This is a genomic window from Vibrio sp. D54 (assembly GCF_021728075.1).
In the GTDB taxonomy this organism is placed as follows: domain Bacteria; phylum Pseudomonadota; class Gammaproteobacteria; order Enterobacterales; family Vibrionaceae; genus Vibrio; species Vibrio alginolyticus.
In genome coordinates, this window is the sequence record NZ_JAKKCS010000003.1 from 299709 (window position 1) to 320322 (window position 20614).

Sequence of the window (20614 nt, forward strand, 5' to 3'; positions counted from 1 at the left end):
CTACGGGCGTTGAAACGTCATGTGAACTGCACTGATCGTGCGAGCCAAAAAGCCACCTTCACAGTAGCTCAAATAGTAGCGCCACATACGCACAAAGCGGTCGTCGTAGCCAAACGAGCGCACTTCATTCTCTGCTCGATTAAAACGTAGGTGCCATTCGTTCAACGTCTTGGCGTAGTCCAAACCAATATCGAACAAGTCTCGCGTCACTAAGTCACTGTACTTTGTTGTTGCTTGGGTTAGTGAGGTTACCGACGGTAAAAAACCACCCGGGAAAATGTACTTCTGGATGAAGTCGACATTGTTACTGTAGTAATCATAACGTTGGTCGGCAATCGTAATCGCTTGAATCGCCATCAAGCCACCGGACTTCAATAAAGACTCACAGACCTTAATGTACGAAGGCAGGAATTGTTTGCCCACAGCTTCAATCATTTCAATAGAAACGAGCTTGTCATAAGTGCCGGTTAGATTGCGGTAATCTTCTTTGAGTAGAGTAATTTTGTCTTCTAAGCCACGCTCTTTGATTTTTTGCTCCGCGTACGCGTGTTGCTCTTCAGATATCGTTGTTGTGGTGACCTGACAACCGTATTGTTCGGCCATGTAAATCGCCATAGCGCCCCACCCAGTGCCAATTTCAACAACATGATCAGTGGGATTCAGCTCAAGTTGCTGACATAGACGATCCATTTTGTTGATTTGAGCCTGCTCTAGAGAGTCATCCGCATGATTGTAAAGCGCCGATGAGTACAACATATTGGTGTCAAGGAACGCTTCGTATAGGTTGTTACCCAAGTCGTAATGCGCATGGATATTTTTACGTGAGTTCTCTTCAGAGTTTCTGTTTGACCAATGGCTGAACTTGTACAGTATTTTAGTCAACCAACTGCCTTGCTCTTCGAGTTTATCTAGAGCACGCATGTTAAGGGCCATCAGTTTCATTAATGAGGTTAAATCGGGGCTATCCCACCACCCATCCATATAAGCCTCACCAGCAGCAATACTGCCGCCCTGCAAGATCCGTGAATAAAAACCTGGATGTTTTACCTCTATAGTAGCGACAACAGGTTGACCTCTGTACTCCCCATTTGGCGCACTAAAACGCTCGCTTCGCTCTGTCGTTTCCGTCTTAAAACTTTCAATAACTGTTAAGCAGCCGATTTCCATTTTTTGCAGACATTGAAAAATAACTCCGCGAGCCGCTTTTTGCGTTGTCGTCAATTTACGCGGCAATGTCATAGAACTAGTATTTAACATGCAGAATTCTCCTTGTGCTTTTTATTTTTTTTGTCTGTTTTTTCAGTATCGGCTTCTATTTCTTCATGCGTTGAATATTTAGGATGAGAATAAAAAGGTGCGCCTTTCACCCAAAGTTTTAATGCGTGCCAATAAATACCAACCATTACTTTTACCGTTTGTATTGGTGTAACGATCAAACACCTCAATAAGGTTTTGCTTGAAAGTGGCTTGGCTTTCATAACCATGGTGGCATCAAAGTGTTTCTCTCCTTTGTGACATTCAAGATGAATATTCAACTTGTCTGTCAAAGGTTTAATTCTCCAGCGGTAGAGTTGGTCAATCGGGTTGAATGGTGAAACATGGAATGCTTTATCTTGTTCCCAACCAAACTTTTCTTCTTCTTTATCTGCTGACACCACGTAGTAATGTCGTTCATTCCAAGGAGTGTTACTCACCTCTGCGAGGAGATACTTCCATTCTCCTTCGGCGTTATAAACGTAGTAGAAATTAACGGGACTGAAATAAAGTCCTAGATAACGCAAGTGACAGACTGCGATTACCTTGCCGGCACAGCGAACACCTGTCAGTTCTTCAATTTTGCTGTGCACTGCCGACTTGACGCTACCTTCACCAATGTAATCACTGCGCTTGAAGCGAGCCCAATGCCACCAACGCGAACCAAAACCCCATACTTTTTTCTCTAAAGCATCGATCTCGTCTACATCGATGGCGGGCATAAATAAAGAGTAGTTCAACTCATGATTCACAGGCGTGAATCGACGGTGACGAACGTTGCCTATAAACAATCGGCTGTTCATTTGGCTATCCATATCACGCTGCGCCTTTTTCGAAAGGAACCACATTTTGTTCGCGGTACTTTTCTTCTATTTCTTTCACAACATCAAGCGCGCTACGCACGCCATCTTCATGAAAACCGTTGTACCAATAAGCGCCGCAGAACCAGGTACTTTGTTTGCCCTGTATCTCATCTTTGCGCTGCTGCGCTGCAATAGACTCAGTGGTGAATACTGGATGATGATAAGTGAACGAACGCAAGACTTTATTTGAGTTAATTTGCTCAGTACTGTTCAACGTTACACAAAACGTGTGCTCTGATTGAATATGTTGAAGAATGTTCATGTTATAAGTGAGCGAAGGGAGGCGTTGCTGTTCCTCTTCACTGCCTTCCAATAGGTAGTTCCATGATGCCCATGCTGCCTTACGTTTTGGTAGTACGGCAGAGTCGGTATGAAGAACAACTTCATTTGCTTGGTATGTCATATCCCCCAAGATTTCCTGCTCAATTGGGCTGATATCCTCTAGCATTCTCATTGCTTGATCACTGTGACAAGCAAAGATAACGTCATCAAACCAATGCGTTTCTCCGCGAACTTGAACGCCAACCCCTTTTTCGTTGCGAACCACTTTTTCGACAGGACTATTAAGACGAATATTCTCCGCAAAGCCTTTGGTCAATGGTGGAATGTATGAACGTGAACCACCTTTAATCACATACCATTGTGGTCGGTTAGTCACATCTAGCAGACCGTGGTTGAGGAAGAAACGTAAGAAGAACATAAGAGGGAATGCGCGCATGTCAGCTAAAGTCGACGACCAAATCGCAGCACCCATCGGTAAAATGTAGTTATCGGTAAAGAAAGCACTGAATTTGTGTTCGTCAAGGAACTCACCTAACGTCTGAGATTGCGAGGATTGCTCGCTAGCGAAGCGCTTGGCAAGTTTATTGAAACGAAGTATCTCGAAGATAAATCGATAAAATTTAGGGTTTGCCCAGTTACGTTTTTGAGCAAACAATGTCGACACTGTGTGGCCGTTGTACTCTAGTCCGTTCCCATCGTTTCTGACACTGAAGCTCATTTGAGTCGGCAGACCTTCAACGCCAATCTCGCTCATCATTTTAATGAAATTAGGGTACGTACGGTCGTTATAGACGATGAACCCAGTATCTATCGCGTATTCTTTACCATCAAGGCTCACATCAACGGTTGCAGTATGGCCACCGATGTAATCGTTCGCTTCAAACAGCGTTACATCATGTTCTTTATGCAAGTAATAACCACAAGTAAGGCCAGAGATTCCCGTTCCCACAATCGCTATCTTCTTTCTTCCTGCTGTTTTCATTTTTATTCCTTCTTATGATACGAGTTTAGCAGTTAGGCGAGCTTGCCAACTGTATGGAAGTAACGAGATAAAACGTAAAATACTGGTAAATCTCGCCGGGAAATAGATATAGGTCTTGTTGGCGGCTAACTGCTTCCTGATAGAGTCCGACGCTTGCTTAGTAGAAATGATCATTGGCATTTCGAAGTCGTTTTTGTCAGTCAACGGCGTTTCAACAAAACCAGGAAACACCGTTACCACATTGATCCCTTTCTTTTTCAAGTCGACGGCGAGCGTGCGTGCAAAATAACTGACTGCCGCTTTGGATGCGCCGTAAGCTTCTGCACGAGGCAGTGCCACTTCCGATGCGATAGAGCCAACAATAACAATGCGGTGCCCTCTCTCTAAATGCACTTGGCAGCCTTCAACGCAGTTGGCAACACCGACAACATTTACGTTCATCACACGCGCCATGAGTTTCGCGTCGACCACTCCCTCATCCATGTACTCACAATCGCCTGCGTTAAAAACCCATGTGTTTGGCGTAAAGGGCAAATTAGAGAGCGCCTGCTGAGTTTCCTCATAATTTGTCACATCGAACTGTAATGTATGAATTTTGGAAGAAACTGCCTCCAGTTCTGCAAGAACATCTTGATTCCGACCACAAGCAATCACATTCCATTCTGAGTTCGCGTAATCTAGCGCAAGCTGTCTTCCTATTCCTGAGGTGGCGCCTGTGATCAAGATGGTGTTGTTCATTGTCCTAACCTCTGCTTGATGGTTTTAACGACTGAACCAAGTAACGGTAAATGCTCATAGAGCATCTCTCCGAGATCAAAATAGTCTCGGTGATAAATGACCTGACCTTCGCTAAATTTGAGGTGCGAAACACCATTGACGAGAATAGGCGCACCCTTCTGAAGTTTGGGATGTTGAAGGTCCATTGTCCAAGTTAGGAAGCCTGTATCTCCGACTTGTTGATGCTCATGGATTACAAAATCACAACTGATGACGTTGGCATATAATGAGGTGAAATAATCCGAAAGTGCTGGCCATCCTTCTAAACGATGCGCTGCGTCCTCAAATACTACATCTTGGTGATATATATCCTTAAGCAGATGTAAGTTCGCTTTGTTGAGCTTTTGATAGATATTGCCAACAGACTGTATGTCCATTTTTTACTCCTACACGCCCATTAAGTTGTACAAAATTATTATATGTACAAGATAGTTCATTCCACCAAAGTTGTACAAAAATAATTTTGTATAACTTTATTTCTGTAAGTAGTACGTGATGAAGTTCGCACGCGATCAATCGGCGAAAAAAAAGGCTTGGTCAAAACCAAGCCTTTTCAGCAAATTAACAATTATTTAAGTAGACACAGTTAGTATTGCTGGCCTCGCAACGCTGCAATACGTTTATCTAGCGGAGGGTGGCTCATTAGTAGCTCAGTCAGCGACTGCTTGCCATTGATACCAAACGCCATCATGGTGCCATCCAGTTGAGATTCATGACTCACCTTCAAACGCTCTAGAGCCGCAATCATTTTTTCTTTGCCAACGAGGCGCGCAGCACCTGCGTCCGCGTGGAATTCGCGATGACGGCTGTACCACATAGTCAAGAAGCTAGCTAGGAAACCAAATACCAGTTCAAGCACCATGGATACGCCAAAGTAAACCATCATGTTTGTACCTTGGCCTTCTTCATCATCGTTCGATGCCACGATATTGGCAATAAAGCGTGATAGGAAGATAACAAACGTGTTCACGACACCTTGCATCAACGTCATCGTGACCATATCACCATTTGCAATATGGCTCACTTCGTGTGCAAGTACTGCCTCTGCCTCATCACGAGTCATATTGTGTAAAAGACCGGTAGAAACTGCGACAAGAGAGTCATCTCGTTTTGCACCTGTCGCAAATGCATTGATGTCTGGTGAATCATAAATAGCCACCGTTGGCATACCAATACCCACTTGTTGAGCTTGACGACCCACAGTTTCGACTAACCAATGCTCCGTTTCGTTGCGCGGGCTTTCAATGACCATACCACCAACCGAGCGCAGCGCCATACCCTTTGACATCATCAACGAAATAAATGCGCCACCAAAACCAAATACAGCAGCCATTACAAGTAAACCTGACAGACTGCCTGGTTGCATTCCAGTTACAGCGTAAACAATATTCAGAACAACACTAAGCACTAGCACGACAGCTAGGTTAGTTGCTAGGAATAACATAATTCGCTTCATTACTTTTCTCCGAGGAAGCTTATCGTTTTTTTAAAACGGATTGTTATAAGGAACAAATGGTAATCGCTATAAAAGCCAATTCCGTTGATTTTCATGTTCCGTGCGTTATAGATATAGTCTATCCGCGATAAAAACAAGGTTAAGCAATAAATTGCAACATTTGTTTTCGGGACTGAAATATTTGATTCAAGCGATTTCAAAACATGCTTTGGTAGGAGCTGGAACCTCCGTTCATATACATTTATCAAAATGATAAAATAAGCTCTGAGCTACCCATCATCTATTGATAGATGATCTTGGTGTTAAATCTATCACCTCTTAGCAACTTAGCTAGAAATTTTTTAATAGACCAAAAACAGTACGTTAGCTCTGCTATAGACTTTGGTCTTATTGTGCGGCTACATGGACATGCTAAATTCGAATGAGATGAACAAAACAGAGCCACTCTAAGTACATTGCAAAAAGTGCATTGGGTGAGCTTAAAAACTCCATGTATTGAGGGAAAAACCATGGTAGAAACTAACGACTATCAAATGGCTATTGATTTACTACGTTGTCACCTAGGCATCTCAGAGGACGAGGCAAAGCAACAACTTGGTATTTCAACCGATCATCATATGTCTCAGCGTGTTGCAGAAACACAACAAGCATTGATGGGGCTCAGCCAAGATAAGTAATCTGACTTTTTAGGTTACACCAACAAGAAAGGGCTGCATTGCGCAGCCCTTTGGGTTTTTTAGTCTTTTATCCTAAACACCATTAGTCAGTGTTTAGCAACGGCTCTACATTAATGTACTTGCCTAGCTCTTTGCGTTTAGCACTTGGAATATATGGAATTTCCCCAAGCTTAGGTGCATCGATACGTGCTTCTAGCATCTCGATAATGTCAGCGTAGTGCTCTGTGCCTGGGTTGACGCGGTTTGCCACCCAGCCAACAAGATTCAAACCATCCGCTTTAATACTCTCCGCTGTGAGTAAAGCGTGGCTCAAACAGCCTAATTTAATGCCAACCACCAGTACAACAGGTAACTGCTCTTCTTTTACCCATGTAGATAAACAGTCCGTATCGGATACTGGCACACGCCAGCCTCCAGCACCTTCAACGAGAACAACATCGGCTTGCTGCTTATGTTGAGCCAGTTTTTGACTCAGAACATCGTAACTTATTTCGACATGTTCATGCTTCGCTGCAATGTGGGGAGAAGCAGGCAACTCTAAAGCGTATGGGTTCACATCATCATAGGCCACATCGAGTGTTGCGGCGTCTTGTAAGTGTAAAGCATCAGAGTTACGCCATCCGGCTTCAGTCTTGTCACTCCCTGCTGCCACTGGCTTATAACCAATAGTGTTAAGTCCTTTTGCTGCGATCGCTTGCAAAATGGCTTTAGACGCTACCGTCTTTCCAACATCAGTATCCGTACCAGCAATAAAAAAAGCATCAATCATAGATGTATTACTCCAAAACAAACCTGATAACTTGCAGGTAGAAGACCTTGATCGTTTTTAAACGCTTGGTACGCATGCTCAACTTTTAACAAAGTCTCGCGACTAGTTAAACCGTGTGAGCGCCCACTTACGTGATTTGCACCTATACCTTTGAGGTCACGCATAACTGAAAATGCAGAGTCGTACCAAACTGTGATGGTGGTCAAGTCTAGTTGATGGCTGTCACATCGAGATTGCGCTAACGCAATTTTTACCTGATTGAGCGTTAGAAAGTTATTGACGTGTTGATATGCATCAATTTTTTCCCATGATGCACGCAGCTCATACAGTGATCCATCAACCAGTGTAGAGAACCACGCTTTCCCACCATTTTTTAGCACGCGGCGCACTTCTTTTAGTGGGTAACTTAAATCTGTACACCATTGCAGCGCTAAACTTGAAAACACGTAATCGAAGCTATCATCGTCAAATGGTAAGTTTTCAGCATCAGCAACTTGGTAGTGCATTCGTACTGCACCACAACGCTGCTCTGCTTTATCTAACATGGCTTGAGAGATATCGCCGCAGACTACTTCCGCACCGCGTTGTTGAAGTAGTTGGGAGAAATAACCCGTGCCACAACCTAAATCCAATACACGTTTTCCCGTCAAGTTTTCAGGAAGTTTATCAAGCAGCTGATGCCCGACATCACGTTGAAAAGCCGCATGTTTATCGTATGTTTCTGCTGCTTTACCAAACGAAGAGGCAATCGCGTCTTTATCTTGATGGAAACTCTCTAACGCGAGCGTTTGCGCTAATGCGGTAGTTGCATTATCCATTACAGCGCTCCTAATGCTTGCTTCAATGCCATTGAAAGCGTTTTAACTTGTTCGTTGGTGTGATTGGCAGTGAGTGTGATTCGAAGACGAGACGTCCCTTTAGGCACCGTCGGTGGTCGAATAGCGGTAACCCAAATACCGTTTTGGCGACAAGCACCTGCTACTCGCAAAGCCAATTCAGATTCACCAATCAAAAAGGGCTTAATCGAAGTTTGAGTCTCAACAAACCCCTCAAGGTCGCTAAGACTATCTCGATACACTTCACTAAGCTCAGAGAGCTTTTCACGTCGCCAAGACTGCTCTTGAACCATCGAGACTGCATGAGTCAACGCATACGCTTGTGCTGGTGGTATCGCCGTGGAGTACACATGGTGACGAGCAAACTGAGTTAAAAAGTCCCCCGTTGCGTGGTCACATAAAATAGCCGCGCCAGACATACCAAACGCTTTACCGAAGGTAACGACCAATAACTCAGGCTTAACCGCGGCAAGCTCGCAAGAGCCACCACCGGATTGACCAAGAACGCCAATACCATGAGCGTCATCGACAGCAAACCAAGCATCATGACTGCGAGTGACTTCAGCTATATCGCTGAGCGGCGCACAGTCACCGTCCATGCTGAATACTCCTTCAGTCACAACTAGATGGATGCCTTCGCTATTCAACAGCGATTTTAGATGCTCGATGTCATTGTGCTTGAAACGCTTCATCTTAGCTGGTGACAACGCCCCCGCTTCCATCAATGAAGCATGATTCAAACGGTCTTGGATCAATACGTCTGACTTTTCTAACAAGGTGAACAACAAGGCTTGATTAGCACTGAATCCAGAACCAAACAGAATTGCTCTGTCGTAGCCCAACCATTCAGTTAGTGCGGCTTCTAAATTGCTGTGTGCTGCACTAAAGCCAGTGACCATTGGCGATGCTCCACTGCCACTGCCGTATACGCTTAGACCTTGCTGCCAAGCCCGAACAAGCGCTTGGTCATTGGCTAAGCCCAAATAATCATTACTTGAGAAATTAATGTAGCGTCTACCTTCGTATTCCAAAATCGATTGGTTGCCGGAAAACACCACATTCATCGAACGATTAAGCCCCTGCGCTTTACGACCGGCAAGGGCGGACTCGATACGAGATTTAAACGCTGGCATCGTAGAAAAGGTCGTCTTTTGTTGGACGAGCAGCAACGCGCTCTACGACGCGATCGAGTAACTCGTTTTCTTCGATTTCATCAGGTTTTTGAGACACCTCTTGGCTGTTAATACCGAGCTTGTTGAACAGCATCATGTCTTTGTCTTCAGAAGGGTTTGGCGTGGTCAGAAGTTTGCAGCCATAGAAAACGGAGTTTGCACCCGCCATAAAACACAGCGCTTGCATTTGTTCGTTCATGTTTTCACGGCCAGCGGATAAACGAACGGCTGATTGAGGCATCATGATTCGTGCAATCGCAATCAGGCGAATGAAATCGAAAGGCTCAACATCATCCACTTCTTCCAGTGGTGTCCCCTTTACCTTCACGAGCATGTTGATTGGAACGCTTTCAGGGTGTACCGGCAAGTTAGCCAATTCAACCAACAAACCTGCTCGGTCGTTAGCACTTTCACCCATGCCGATGATGCCACCGGAACAGATCTTCATGCCAGCATCACGTACGTGAGATAAAGTATCTAAACGGTCTTGGTAAGTACGTGTGGTAATAATGTTGCCGTAGAACTCAGGTGAGGTATCTAGGTTGTGGTTGTAGTAATCCAGACCTGCGGTTGCCAATTGCTTTGCTTGATCTGGTGTCAACATACCTAATGTCATACACGTTTCTAAACCCATGTCCTTCACGCCTTTGATCATGTCGGTCAAATGCGGCATGTCACGCTCTTTTGGATTTTTCCATGCTGCGCCCATACAGAATCGAGTAGAACCAGCATTTTTGGCTTTTTGCGCAGCATCGAGTACGCGTTCTACTTCCATCAGACGCTCTTTCTCGATGTCTGTGGTGTAACGAGCACTCTGAGGACAGTACTTACAATCTTCTGGACAAGAACCTGTCTTAATCGACAGAAGCGTGCTTACTTGAACATGGTTGGTTTGTTGATATTGACGATGTACAAGCTGCGCTTCGAATAGGAGATCCATGAATGGTTTTTCCATGAGATCGCGCACTTCAGCATGCGTCCAGTTATGACGAACTTCCACGTGTATTCCTTTAGTCACTTTTGTTGTTGTGTTGACAGTCTACTGAGTCTCGATAAACTGTCAACACAACGCAAAAGAACAAAGTTTACATCTGTCTGTTTTTTAACCTAAACTATTATTGGAATCGCACATGGATCTCGCCTTCGACCGCCAGCATATCTGGCATCCTTACACTTCGACATTAACACCTCTGACCTGCTACCCAGTGGCATCGGCAAATGGTGTTCATATTAAATTGGAAGACGGTACTGAGCTGGTCGATGGCATGTCTTCTTGGTGGTCGACGATCCACGGCTACAACCATCCGCATTTAAATCAAGCCGCTCACCAGCAAATCGATCAGGTCTCTCACGTGATGTTTGGCGGGATTACCCACCAGCCAGCAATCAGTTTGTGTAAGAAGCTATTGTCCCTTGCACCAAATAACCTTGAACATGTATTCCTTGCCGATTCAGGCTCCGTTGCCGTAGAAGTCAGCTTAAAAATGGCACTGCAATATTGGCATGCAAAAGGCGAACGCCGACCGAAGTTTCTTACTTTGCGACACGGTTATCACGGCGACACCTTTGCGGCTATGTCGGTTACCGATCCTGATAACTCAATGCACTCTCTTTACAAAGGCTTTTTGCCTGAGCATATCTTTGCGGAGTCACCAACTTGTGGTTATTGGGATGAATGGAAGCCAGAGGACCTTACCGACTTCGAGCACAAGATTGAAACGCACCATGAAGAACTTGCTGCGGTGATCCTAGAACCTATTGTTCAAGGCGCAGGCGGCATGCGCATCTACCATCCAGAATTTCTCAAAGGCGTGCGTAGGCTTTGCGACAAATACGGCTTGTTATTGATTGCAGATGAGATCGCTACCGGATTTGGTCGTACCGGTAAGTTGTTTGCCTGCGAACATGCAGACATTCAACCAGACATTCTGTGTGTCGGGAAAGCACTCACTGGCGGCTACATGACCCTCTCTGCGACCCTGGCGAGCAAACACGTAGCAGACACCGTTTGTGGTGGTGATGCAGGCTGTTTTATGCACGGTCCAACCTTTATGGGGAATCCACTCGCCTGTGCTGTAGCTACTGCAAGTTTGGAATTGATTGAGCAAGGTAATTGGCAGCAACAAACCCAACAAATCGAAGCGTTGTTTTCTGAGTTACTGCCAAAACTTGAAGAACACGAGTTGGTGAAGAACACCCGTTGGTTAGGTGCAATTGGTGTTGTAGAAACGCATCGCCCAGTGAACATGGAAACCATCCAAGCCTTGTTTGTTGAACACGGAGTTTGGATTCGTCCATTTGGCAAACTGATTTATATGATGCCACCGTTCATCAGCAAGCCGGAAGATATTGAGAAGCTAGTTAACGCGATTGATGCAGCGTTGCAACGTAAAGACTGCTTCGCTTCATAGTTCAATTCAATACGAAAACGGTTTGAGTATGAGACTCAAACCGTGTCTTTATTTTTTAGAGCAGTAAAGTTATCGGAGTTGACTGTCTTTACTCGCTCGTCGATTGAACAATGCTTGGCGTTGAGATACCAATTCGATTGTTGACTGACATTCGATACACAGACGAACGCCTTTCATAGCAAGACGACGCGCTTCCGGAATCTCATCACCACACTCATCGCAGTAATAATGGGCGCTCTCACCCTTTGTGATACTGCCACGAACACGGGAAATCTCGTCGTCTATTGTGTTTTGAATTTGTTGGCTGACGCTATCGTCGTTTGCCCACCCTACGGCCATAAGCCCTCCTCGTTACTTGAATGAGAAAATCTACTTACCGTGGTAAGGTGGATGATTATATCGATTACAAATAACAAGATAATTAGGGTAAATTCGAACACTATTACGCTTTGGTAATAATTACTCTGCAATCGATTATTCAACACTCTCATGGAAAAGCAATGCAAGGTTACTCATACTCCCTTCCTCACATTCAAAGTACTGCGTTTGCTCAGGCTCTCTCAAAGTAACACTGAGTATCTTCTCTACCTCATCAAACTCCTCGCTAAAGTACTCATTGACTAATATGACGCGCTCACCAATACTAAATTCCAGTGACTTCTCATCTACCAACGCTCGATGATAATGTTTGACACGATAATCTTGAGGTTTAATCCACAGTAAAACTGGGGTTTTATTCACAATAGACTTATTAAAGATAAGCCCACCTTTGCCTTGCTCTATCGAAATACTAAAGTTCATAGTTTGGTTTACTGAGCATTCAATGACTTTCCTAGGCGAGGTGCTAGCAACAGCAAATGTGCTCATAATGGCAATACTTACCCCCCAAGTGACCGCCAATCGTTTCATTACCATTCAGCCAACACCTTAAATAGCGACTGTTCAGACATACGGGTTAATACATATCCGTGTGAAGATGAATACGAGCCACTGAGTACACTATTCTCTTTCTCAATAACGATATCCTCGATGCCGTCAGCGTTGTAATCACCTTTTGCTACAATCGTAATGACTTGAAAGCCATCGGTCGCGTCGAAGTACTCTGCTCTCACTTCACTGGAGACATGAGTTCTTTGGATATGGTCTGCTTCATCCCACGTTGATAGTGTCTTTGCTTTCTCAGCACTTTCGTTAGAAATAACAAAAGCAAGCGCACTTGGGGTTAAATTAGGAAAGTTATCGTCTAACTTAAATTTCGATATAAATGAGCGCTTGGAGGCGGTTAACTTTGCCATCTCACTCCATGTTTGACACTGAGTTAAATACGCTTTAAACACGCCGTATTCATAAGCTTTAGCCGCAGTAAAACCCGCAGAGTTTGCAGTAGCTAAGTCTTTGCAATTAGACACCGATTTCGTATCGCCAGACGCATTTGCCAACTCAAGCCAGTATCCCCAGTCGAGTGAATTACGCAGCTGCATACTTTCTTCGGATGGTTGTGCTAATTCGCGCGCAAAAAAGCGTTCGGTTCGCTCACTATCTAAGTATTGAGGTTGAATAAGTTCACTTGCGATAACCCTCCCGAAAAAAAGCAAGGTAAGCGCAAAAATAACACGTAATAAAAGATGATTTACTGGCATAACGTTTAACAACAAAGACAAATGAGGACGTTAGCTTGTCACGTGAAAAACCGCTTAGAAAAATATCATTTATCTCCTACTGCCAGATTCTGGGCGAGCTCGTCACTAATGCGTGTGCTAATTACATAACAACGTATTTTCACTCGACGCAGATAACAAAAAACCCAGCACTAAGGCTGGGTTTTGGTGTTCTAGTGGTTAATGAATTAACCGATGTGCGTTGCGCCCGCCATGTACTTCTGAAGTGCTGTAGGGATTGCAATGCGACCGTCTGCTTCTTGGTTGTTTTCTAGGATAGCAACCATTGTACGACCTACAGCAAGACCAGAGCCGTTTAGCGTGTGTACAAGCTCAGGTTTCTTCTCGCCTTTACGACGGAAACGCGCTTGCATACGACGAGCTTGGAAGTCCCACATGTTAGAACATGAAGAGATCTCACGGTAAGTTTCTTGAGCAGGAACCCAAACTTCTAGGTCGTAAGTCTTACGAGCGCCAAAGCCCATGTCACCTGTACATAGAACCACTTTACGGTAAGGAAGCTCAAGAAGTTGTAGAACTTTCTCAGCGTGACCTGTTAGCTCTTCTAGTGCGTTCATTGAATCTTCTGGCTTAGTGATTTGTACTAGCTCAACTTTGTCGAACTGGTGCATACGAATCAGACCACGAGTATCACGACCGTAAGAACCTGCTTCTGAGCGGAAACATGGCGTGTGCGCTGTCATCTTAATTGGTAGATCCGCTTCGTCAGAAATCGTGTCACGAACTAGGTTCGTTACAGGTACTTCTGCAGTAGGGATTAGAGACAGTTTACGTGGCTCTTCGTCGTTTACTTTTTCCGCTAGAGGCTCAGTGTGGAAAAGATCTTTACCGAACTTAGGAAGCTGACCAGTACCGAATAGGCTGTCAGAGTTTACTAGGTAAGGTACGTACATTTCTGTGTAGCCGTGCTCTTCAGTGTGAAGATCTAGCATAAACTGAGCGATTGCACGGTGTAGACGAGCGAATTGGCCTTTCATCACGATGAAACGTGCGCCAGTGATCTTAACTGCACTTGCGAAGTCTAGACCGTCGCCCATTTCGCCTAAGTCAACGTGATCTTTCAGTTCGAAGTCGTAAGACTTTGGCTCACCCCAACGAGAGATTTCAACGTTGTCGTTTTCATCTTTGCCATCTGGCACTTCATCTGCTGGGATGTTTGGTACAGAAAGCGTGAATTCGTCTAGTTGAGCCATTACTTGCTCAAGTTCAACTTTCTTCGCATCAAGATCGCTACCTAGCGTACCGATTTGTTTCTTGATCTCTTCTGCGCCTTCTTTGTCGCCAGCCGCCATTTTTTGGCCGATTTGCTTGGAGATGGAGTTACGCGTGGATTGTAAATTTTCTACTTCTACTTGAATGGACTTACGTTGTTCTTCAAGTTTACGAATAGTATCTACGTCTAGCTTAAAGCCACGACGCGCCAGTTTAGCAGCTGTTTCATCCAGCTCTGTACGAAGTAATTTAGAATCCAGCATTGTTAATCCTATGCTTTTTGTTGTGAAATCACGCGCACTTTCCAAGCGTACGCGTTAAAAAAATTTACTGAACAAATGTATCCAAAAACGCCTACTTTTCATAGCGCTTTTGTGGGCTATTTGCGTCTAAAGTAGCCAAGTAATCTAACTTTTCGCCGATTTTGGTCTCTAGACCACGATTTGTCGGCTGATAGTACCTACGATCGCCCATTTCAGGCGGCAAATATTGCTCACCGGCTGCGTAAGCACCAGGCTCATCGTGAGCATAACGATACTCTGCCCCATAACCCATGTCTTTCATCAAACTGGTTGGCGCATTTCGAAGGTGATGTGGCACTTCATATTCAGGTAAGTTATGAGCGTCCGTTAGCGCTTGTTTCCAAGCAACGTAAACGGCATTACTCTTTGGAGCGCACGCGAGATAAACAATAGCTTGAGCAATCGCACGTTCACCTTCTGCTGGACCAACGCGTGTAAAACAGTCCCACGCGGAGAGTGCCACTTGCATGGCTCTAGGGTCCGCATTGCCGACATCTTCCGATGCTATCGCAAGTAATCGACGGGCAATATAAAGAGGATCACAACCCGCAGCAATCATACGTGCAGCCCAGTAAAGCGCCGCATCTGGGTTAGAACCACGAATGGATTTGTGGACCGCAGAGATTAAGTCGTACCAGATATCACCTTTGTTATCAAAGCGAGAGACTTTCTCCCCTGCTACTTCCGCAAGCAACTTAAGCGTGATCTCTTTTTCACCTTGCGCATTGTCTTCTGCCATGTCGTAGAGCAGCTCAAGATAATTGAGAGACATGCGAGCATCACCGTTTACCAGTTCTGCTAGGCGGTCTAATACGTTATCAGCGAAGTGTGCAGGTGTGTTGCCCAAGCCACGTTCTTTATCGCTGATCGCTTGGTTCAGCGCCAGTGAGATTTCATCTTTATCGAGAGACGTCAGCTTGTAGACACGTGCACGTGACAGCAATGCGTTGTTTAACTCAAACGATGGGTTTTCTGTCGTCGCACCAATAAAGGTAACCGTGCCATCTTCGATATGCGGCAAAAACGCATCTTGTTGAGATTTGTTGAAGCGATGCACCTCATCCACAAATAAGATGGTGCGGCGGCCCGCCATTTTGTTCTCACGTGCTTTCTCGATTGCAGCACGGATTTCTTTCACACCAGACGTTACCGCAGACACACGCTCTACTTCAGCATTGGCATAGTTTGCAGCCACTTCCGCTAATGTCGTTTTGCCTGTGCCTGGTGGTCCCCAAAGGATCATAGAGTGAATGTGACCCGCCTCTAGCGCACGGCGCAGTGGCTTACCAGGGCCTAAAATGTGCTGCTGTCCAATGTATTGCTCGATTGTTTCCGGTCTCATACGAGCAGCAAGGGGACGAAAATCTTCGTCCCCCGAGAAATCTAATGTGTAATTACTCACTACCAATTAATTCCTTTGGTCATCCACTTCCACACCTTTTGGAATTGTGAATGTGAATCTGTCTGCTTTTGGTTTACCCAGCTTCACGTTGTTAAAGGTGAACAAACCTTTTTGACCGTCTTGCTCAACCACGTTGAAGCCTTTCACGACACCTTTGGCATCAATATTAATCTGGAATTGACCTTGTGTGGAGTCTACTGCGGTAGGAATGAGAGTGAACTGGTCACCTTTTTGAGATATTTTGTAGTTATTCCAATCACTTGCTCGGTTACGCGTTAGCAAAACAAATGGCGTTTGCTCTGTTGCTTGCTCTTGCCAGTAGATGCTCACTTGCTCGATGAATGGGCTGTAGTACCACAATGTCTTACCGTCAGAGACCAATAGGTTCTCATCAGGAAATGTTGTACTCCAACGGAACAGGCTTGGGCGAGCGATTTCAACCGTACCTTCTCCTTCCATCACCGTTTCGCCTTCAGGGCTGATAACCTGCTGAGAGAAATCCGCACTAAAGCCATCATTCATAGAAAGGCGTTTGTTTAATTCATCTTTAGGAGATGCTGCGTGTGCGGTAGAAAAGAGGGAAAAGCTTAAAACAAGCGCAGAGAAAAGTTTCGCTGAAAATAGTTTTTTCATTCAGATACCTATTATTAGAACCACTCACCTCAGTTGGACTGAGGTGAGTAAAACAAGTTCATTAATCTTTTGGTGGCGCAGGTGCCAGTACTTCACGGTTACCGTTATGACCCGGAGCACTTACGATGCCCTGCGCTTCAAGCTGCTCTACAATACGGGCGGCACGGTTGTAACCTATCTTAAATCGGCGCTGAACACCGGAAACCGAACCTCGACGTGATTGAACCACGTGCTCAACAACTTGATCGAAGAGCGGGTCTACATCTTCATCCGCTTCCATTTGCTCACCTGGCAATAGACTTTCTGGAGTTTGATCTCCACTGATGATCTCTTCAATGTAGTTCGGTTTACCACGCGCTTTCCAGTTGTTTACAACTGCATGAACATCATCATCTGATGCAAATGCACCGTGAACACGAGTTGTATGACTTGATCCCGGCGGTAGATACAACATATCACCCATACCAAGTAGTGATTCTGCGCCGCCTTGATCTAGGATTGTACGAGAGTCCGTTTTAGTCGATACCGTAAACGCAACACGAGTTGGAATGTTCGCTTTAATTAGACCGGTAATTACGTCAACCGATGGACGCTGAGTCGCAAGAATTAAGTGAATACCTGCCGCACGCGCTTTTTGCGCCAAGCGAGCAATCAGTTCTTCAACTTTCTTACCTACCACCATCATTAGGTCAGCAAATTCGTCAACAACAACGACGATGTAAGGCAGCTTTTCTAGCAATGGCGGTTCAGTATCCATGCTGTCGCCTTCCTGCCAGAACGGGTCATGGATTGGGTGGCCCGCTTCTGCTGCCATCTTCAATTTTTCGTTGAAGCCCTTCACATTACGTACACCTAATGCCGACATCAATTTGTAACGACGTTCCATCTCGCCCACACACCAACGTAGAGCGTTTGATGCGTCTTTCATATCAGTCACAACTTCAGAAAGAAGATGAGGGATACCTTCATAAATAGAAAGCTCTAGCATTTTCGGGTCAATCATGATGAAGCGTACATCTTCTGGACCTGCTTTATACAGCATGCTCAAAATCATCACGTTCACACCCACCGACTTACCAGAACCTGTTGTACCTGCTACTAACACGTGAGGCATCTTCGCAAGATCTGCCACCACAGCTTCGCCCGCAATGTCTTGACCTAACACAACCGTTGTTGGTGACGTTGCTTGCTCAAACTGAGGGCTACTGATGACATCAGATAAATAGACCGTCTGACGACTCATGTTTGGCAGTTCCAAACCGATGTAAGGCTTGCCAGGGATTACTTCCACAACACGTACCGCCATCGCAGACAATGCACGCGCTAAGTCAGTTGAAAGACCAGAAATACGACTTACTTTCACCCCCGGCGCCAAATCAAGCTCAAAACGAGTGATCACTGGACCAGGATAAATACCAACCACATCGGCTTTGATTTTGTAGTCAGCGAGTTTGCTCTCTACCAATCGAGCGACCTGCTCTAGCGCATCACGGTCGATAAAGTTTTCACGTTTTTCTGGATGATAAAGCAACTCGAGCGTTGGGAGTGGCTCTTCCGGAACTGGCAAGTTTTCTTCTTTCTGTACCAAAAATGGGTTCTGTGTTGCAGCGACTTTGGCTTGCGCATTGGAAACCATATCTTGGAATGCGGTAACGTCTTGGTCGTTGTCTTGGATCTCTTCTACTTCCACTTTTTGAGGTGCAGGTTCAAATGTTGTTGAAGGTGTTGCTGCTTGCTGATGAGGCGTTGTTGGCTGTACTTGCTGTGCAGGCTGAGACTCCACTTCGTCTTCATCATCTAACACATCAAAGTCAGAGATCGTAGGCTCAATATGTTGGCTCGACTCTGTTTGAGCCGTGATGCTATCTAATACAGCAGAATCAATTGCAGGCTCTTCATGTACAGGATGCTCTATACTTGGCTGCTGTACTTGCTCTGCTTCAAATTGTTCGTACTCCGCATAATCTGGTTCAACACTGATCGGTTCTTCTGTAGCTGTATGTGGCTCTACATAGGAAGAGTAAGTGTTTGCAAATGATGGGGCTGCCTGTTCTTCAGTTCCCCAGTCATCTGCTTGTTGCGCCGCTGCTTCAAGCTCTTCTATCGTAACATTCAGTTGCTTGGTGCGTTCCAAGAGCGGATCAACGTTATCCGTGTTAACCGTATGGATAGGTTGTGTTTGAGGCTCAGGTTCAGCATAAACTGGCGCAGCATTAACCGTAGCCTTGCGTTGTGGTGGCGTCGGTTCTACCATCGCCTGTTCCACAGGCTTATCAGGTTTAGCTTGCGGCATATAAATAGGATACTCATGCGCTGGCGCCGGCTCTTTCGGTTCATCGACATCGTACGCCGTTAAATGAGGAAGCGGCTCATCATCAATTTCATGGTCTACATTATGTTTAGGCGTAGAGACTTTGTCTTCTACAAACTCATCAAGCTGAGGTTCTAAAACTTCCTGCTCTGAACCTCTTGCCTTATTTGCAAGCGCGGCAATTATTGCTAATGCACGATCACCAAGCCATTCCACGATGTTAAGCCATGAGATGCCAGTGAAGAGCGTAAAGCCCGCTCCCCACAAGAACAGCAGTACCAATGTGGTACCGAGTACATTCAATGTAGGTAAAGCGAGGCTAGACAACACATCCCCGACCACACCTCCGGATGAAAAATACCAAATGTCATCAAAATTAATATCGGCAAGACCGCAACTGGTCATAATAAGGACGACAAGACCGAGCAGCCTTGTACCCCATAGCATGAAATCAATGGGCTCATCTTCTCCTCGTTTACGGCAAATCACCCATGCAGCCGCCGCTAGCAAGAAAGGGATTGGGTAAGCGAGAGAGCCAAATGTGAAGAATAGAGTATCGGCTAGCCAAGCGCCGAAAAGGCCACCAGCATTATCGATATCCCCTCCCCATGCGGTTTGGGACCAAGAAGGATCGGCCGGACTGAAGGTAAATAGTGCAACCGCAAGCAATACCGAGCTAAGAACGCCAACGATAAAGCAGCACTCTTTTAAGCGTTGGAAGCCATTTAGGCGTGAAGACTGGGGCTCTTCACTGGTTTTGATAATGGTTTCGACTTTCTTTGCGTTCTCTTTGAACATAAATCAACTTGAATATGGAAATGAAATAGGAAATTGCAAAACATTCCGAGCGGCATCAAGCCGCTCGGTAAATTGATTTAACCATATCAAGGAGAAAAACCCAATTACTCTCTGGCGAAAGCGGAAGCATATACCGCTTTCTTTGCAAGAAATTAACGAGTTTTGATCACAAGCTGGTTAGATTGTTTCACTTCTTCCATAACAACGTATGTGCGAGTGTCATTTACGCCAGGTAGACGTAGTAACGTATCGCCCAATAGTCGGCGGTAAGCACCCATATCTGATACACGGGTTTTAAGAAGATAGTCAAAGTCACCTGAAACAAGATGACACTCTTGTATGTCGTCTAGCTTTTGAACAGCTGAGTTAAACTGCTCAAACACATCCGGCGCACCACGGTTTAGCGTAATCTCAACGAATACTAATAGTGATGCATCCAGGAACTGCGGGTTCAATAATGCAGTATACCCTGTGATATAACCCTGACGCTCTAAGCGACGTACACGCTCCAAACATGGCGTTGGAGAAAGTCCCACACGTTTTGAAAGCTCAACGTTTGAAATACGACCGTCTTTCTGCAGCTCATTAAGAATGTTGCGGTCGATACGGTCTAGTTCCTTGGACGGCTTTTTATAGTTGTCTGCCATTTTTTATTCCACCTTATTACTTCCTTGCAAAAAAATATACTACAACTTTTTAATATTTGGTGCCAAATTTTACAAATCTATAACTATACTAGTTATTAATTCGACAATAACACCCTACTAACAGTTAATACAACCATTATAGAAAGAGGAT

Annotated in this window: 20 protein-coding genes; 2 read left to right on the top strand and 18 right to left on the bottom strand. The window is 45.1% G+C overall.

Features of this window, described 5'->3' with window-relative positions; genetic code table 11:
- The 6 genes from L3V37_RS05950 to htpX form a co-directional block, all read right to left on the bottom strand.
- Positions 1 to 1257, bottom strand: coding sequence for a cyclopropane-fatty-acyl-phospholipid synthase family protein (locus L3V37_RS05950; RefSeq protein WP_237305990.1), 1257 nt, complete (start codon positions 1255 to 1257; stop codon positions 1 to 3).
- A complete protein-coding gene (locus tag L3V37_RS05955) occupies positions 1251 to 2069 on the bottom strand; it encodes a DUF1365 domain-containing protein (RefSeq protein ID WP_237305991.1) in 819 nt (272 codons plus the stop codon). The genes L3V37_RS05950 and L3V37_RS05955 overlap by 7 nt, the downstream gene beginning before the upstream one ends.
- Before the next feature lies 1 nt (position 2070).
- Positions 2071 to 3381, bottom strand: a complete 1311-nt coding sequence (locus tag L3V37_RS05960; RefSeq protein WP_237305992.1) for an NAD(P)/FAD-dependent oxidoreductase — start codon at positions 3379 to 3381, stop codon at positions 2071 to 2073.
- A gap of 12 nt (positions 3382 to 3393) precedes the next feature.
- On the bottom strand, positions 3394 to 4119 hold the full coding sequence (locus L3V37_RS05965) for an SDR family oxidoreductase (RefSeq protein ID WP_237305993.1): 726 nt from the start codon (positions 4117 to 4119) through the stop codon (positions 3394 to 3396).
- Positions 4116 to 4535 (bottom strand): nuclear transport factor 2 family protein, encoded by a 420-nt coding sequence (locus tag L3V37_RS05970; protein ID WP_005378211.1) that lies wholly within the window; start codon positions 4533 to 4535, stop codon positions 4116 to 4118. Before L3V37_RS05970 ends, L3V37_RS05965 begins: the two co-directional genes overlap by 4 nt.
- 209 nt (positions 4536 to 4744) lie before the next feature.
- The gene (gene htpX, locus L3V37_RS05975; RefSeq protein ID WP_005388085.1) at positions 4745 to 5614 is read right to left on the bottom strand and encodes a protease HtpX; all 870 of its coding nucleotides are present in this window, start codon (positions 5612 to 5614) and stop codon (positions 4745 to 4747) included.
- Between the two features lie 473 nt (positions 5615 to 6087).
- Here htpX and L3V37_RS05980 point away from each other — a divergent pair, with 473 nt between their 5' ends.
- A complete protein-coding gene (locus L3V37_RS05980; RefSeq protein ID WP_165401731.1) occupies positions 6088 to 6291 on the top strand; it encodes a hypothetical protein in 204 nt (67 codons plus the stop codon).
- 82 nt (positions 6292 to 6373) lie between these two features.
- Here the strand turns inward: L3V37_RS05980 and bioD are convergent, their stop codons facing one another.
- From bioD to bioB, 4 genes are read right to left on the bottom strand one after another with little or no spacing between them, the layout of a single operon-like run.
- Complete coding sequence (bioD, locus tag L3V37_RS05985) at positions 6374 to 7060, bottom strand: dethiobiotin synthase (protein ID WP_005378217.1); 687 nt, start codon at positions 7058 to 7060, stop codon at positions 6374 to 6376.
- Positions 7057 to 7878: a malonyl-ACP O-methyltransferase BioC gene (bioC, locus tag L3V37_RS05990; RefSeq protein WP_005388087.1), complete on the bottom strand. Its 822-nt coding sequence runs from the start codon at positions 7876 to 7878 to the stop codon at positions 7057 to 7059. Before bioC ends, bioD begins: the two co-directional genes overlap by 4 nt.
- Positions 7878 to 9029 (bottom strand): 8-amino-7-oxononanoate synthase, encoded by a 1152-nt coding sequence (bioF, locus tag L3V37_RS05995; protein ID WP_237305994.1) that lies wholly within the window; start codon positions 9027 to 9029, stop codon positions 7878 to 7880. Before bioF ends, bioC begins: the two co-directional genes overlap by 1 nt.
- On the bottom strand, positions 9016 to 10068 hold the full coding sequence (bioB, locus tag L3V37_RS06000; protein WP_237305995.1) for a biotin synthase BioB: 1053 nt from the start codon (positions 10066 to 10068) through the stop codon (positions 9016 to 9018). The genes bioF and bioB overlap by 14 nt, the downstream gene beginning before the upstream one ends.
- Positions 10069 to 10198: 130 nt before the next feature.
- On the opposite strand from bioB, the gene bioA reads away from it, so the two are divergent.
- Positions 10199 to 11479: an adenosylmethionine--8-amino-7-oxononanoate transaminase gene (gene bioA / locus L3V37_RS06005; RefSeq protein ID WP_130546648.1), complete on the top strand. Its 1281-nt coding sequence runs from the start codon at positions 10199 to 10201 to the stop codon at positions 11477 to 11479.
- A 69-nt stretch (positions 11480 to 11548) separates the two neighbouring features.
- On the opposite strand, the gene L3V37_RS06010 is transcribed toward bioA, so the two are convergent.
- From L3V37_RS06010 to lrp, 8 genes are all read right to left on the bottom strand, one after another.
- The gene (locus L3V37_RS06010) at positions 11549 to 11818 is read right to left on the bottom strand and encodes a DksA/TraR family C4-type zinc finger protein (protein ID WP_130546647.1); all 270 of its coding nucleotides are present in this window, start codon (positions 11816 to 11818) and stop codon (positions 11549 to 11551) included.
- Positions 11819 to 11953: 135 nt separating this feature from the next.
- On the bottom strand, positions 11954 to 12394 hold the full coding sequence (locus L3V37_RS06015; RefSeq protein WP_237305996.1) for a hypothetical protein: 441 nt from the start codon (positions 12392 to 12394) through the stop codon (positions 11954 to 11956).
- Entirely contained in the window at positions 12388 to 12960 is a 573-nt protein-coding gene (locus L3V37_RS06020; RefSeq protein ID WP_237305997.1) for an ATPase, read from the bottom strand. Before L3V37_RS06020 ends, L3V37_RS06015 begins: the two co-directional genes overlap by 7 nt.
- Before the next feature lie 365 nt (positions 12961 to 13325).
- Positions 13326 to 14633 carry a serine--tRNA ligase gene (gene serS, locus L3V37_RS06025; RefSeq protein WP_213874686.1) on the bottom strand — a complete coding sequence of 436 codons (1308 nt, stop codon included), beginning with the start codon at positions 14631 to 14633 and terminating at the stop codon, positions 13326 to 13328.
- Positions 14634 to 14724: 91 nt separating this feature from the next.
- Positions 14725 to 16080, bottom strand: a complete 1356-nt coding sequence (locus L3V37_RS06030) for a replication-associated recombination protein A (protein ID WP_038889531.1) — start codon at positions 16078 to 16080, stop codon at positions 14725 to 14727.
- Complete coding sequence (lolA, locus tag L3V37_RS06035; RefSeq protein WP_005388103.1) at positions 16081 to 16707, bottom strand: outer membrane lipoprotein chaperone LolA; 627 nt, start codon at positions 16705 to 16707, stop codon at positions 16081 to 16083.
- A gap of 61 nt (positions 16708 to 16768) precedes the next feature.
- Positions 16769 to 19816: a DNA translocase FtsK 4TM domain-containing protein gene (locus tag L3V37_RS06040; protein WP_237305998.1), complete on the bottom strand. Its 3048-nt coding sequence runs from the start codon at positions 19814 to 19816 to the stop codon at positions 16769 to 16771.
- Between the two features lie 152 nt (positions 19817 to 19968).
- A complete protein-coding gene (gene lrp / locus L3V37_RS06045; protein WP_005378234.1) occupies positions 19969 to 20463 on the bottom strand; it encodes a leucine-responsive transcriptional regulator Lrp in 495 nt (164 codons plus the stop codon).
- Between the last annotated feature and the right edge of the window lie 151 nt (positions 20464 to 20614).

Coding starts and splice junctions, on each gene's coding strand:
- bioC (WP_005388087.1), bottom strand. CDS start 7,878: ATGGATAATGCAACTACCGCATTAGCGCAAACGCTCGCGTTAGAGAGT.
- L3V37_RS05950 (WP_237305990.1), bottom strand. CDS start 1,257: ATGTTAAATACTAGTTCTATGACATTGCCGCGTAAATTGACGACAACG.
- bioF (WP_237305994.1), bottom strand. CDS start 9,029: ATGCCAGCGTTTAAATCTCGTATCGAGTCCGCCCTTGCCGGTCGTAAA.
- serS (WP_213874686.1), bottom strand. CDS start 14,633: ATGCTGGATTCTAAATTACTTCGTACAGAGCTGGATGAAACAGCTGCT.
- lrp (WP_005378234.1), bottom strand. CDS start 20,463: ATGGCAGACAACTATAAAAAGCCGTCCAAGGAACTAGACCGTATCGAC.
- bioD (WP_005378217.1), bottom strand. CDS start 7,060: ATGATTGATGCTTTTTTTATTGCTGGTACGGATACTGATGTTGGAAAG.
- bioA (WP_130546648.1), top strand. CDS start 10,199: ATGGATCTCGCCTTCGACCGCCAGCATATCTGGCATCCTTACACTTCG.
- L3V37_RS06015 (WP_237305996.1), bottom strand. CDS start 12,394: ATGGTAATGAAACGATTGGCGGTCACTTGGGGGGTAAGTATTGCCATT.
- L3V37_RS06010 (WP_130546647.1), bottom strand. CDS start 11,818: ATGGCCGTAGGGTGGGCAAACGACGATAGCGTCAGCCAACAAATTCAA.
- lolA (WP_005388103.1), bottom strand. CDS start 16,707: ATGAAAAAACTATTTTCAGCGAAACTTTTCTCTGCGCTTGTTTTAAGC.
- htpX (WP_005388085.1), bottom strand. CDS start 5,614: ATGAAGCGAATTATGTTATTCCTAGCAACTAACCTAGCTGTCGTGCTA.
- L3V37_RS06020 (WP_237305997.1), bottom strand. CDS start 12,960: ATGCAGCTGCGTAATTCACTCGACTGGGGATACTGGCTTGAGTTGGCA.
- L3V37_RS05970 (WP_005378211.1), bottom strand. CDS start 4,535: ATGGACATACAGTCTGTTGGCAATATCTATCAAAAGCTCAACAAAGCG.
- L3V37_RS05960 (WP_237305992.1), bottom strand. CDS start 3,381: ATGAAAACAGCAGGAAGAAAGAAGATAGCGATTGTGGGAACGGGAATC.
- L3V37_RS05955 (WP_237305991.1), bottom strand. CDS start 2,069: ATGGATAGCCAAATGAACAGCCGATTGTTTATAGGCAACGTTCGTCAC.
- L3V37_RS06040 (WP_237305998.1), bottom strand. CDS start 19,816: ATGTTCAAAGAGAACGCAAAGAAAGTCGAAACCATTATCAAAACCAGT.
- L3V37_RS05965 (WP_237305993.1), bottom strand. CDS start 4,119: ATGAACAACACCATCTTGATCACAGGCGCCACCTCAGGAATAGGAAGA.